Genomic DNA, 305 nt, shown 5'->3' on the forward strand with positions numbered 1-305 from the left:
CATTCAATTCTTCATTGAGTGAAGAAATGCCGAAAGCATTGAGCCGATGGGCTATCTGATTGAGATTGTTTGCCATGCCCGAAACCGTACGGATGAGTTGCATTTCCTCTGGCTTGATTCGGCTCTTTACTTCTGCATTTGTTATGAGCTGCCGTAAAAACTCTGTTCGTGAAATAGAGGCTTCACGTGCTTTTCCCAACAAGGTGTAATACTCCATTGTATTAAGTCGAAGAAGCACTTGATATTTCCGTTTCTCTGATAAAGTCTTAGTGGGTCGTCCACCTTTATTTTTCTGTTCCATTTTT

General features: G+C 41.3%; 1 protein-coding gene. It reads right to left on the bottom strand.

Features of this window, described 5'->3' with window-relative positions; genetic code table 11:
- A partial coding sequence (mobC, locus tag X919_RS0106135) for a plasmid mobilization protein (protein WP_036917428.1) occupies positions 1-301 on the bottom strand: 301 nt, incomplete at its 3' end.
- Between the last annotated feature and the right edge of the window lie 4 nt (positions 302-305).

It is taken from the genome of Prevotella sp. HJM029, from assembly GCF_000599605.1.
Lineage (GTDB): Bacteria > Bacteroidota > Bacteroidia > Bacteroidales > Bacteroidaceae > Prevotella.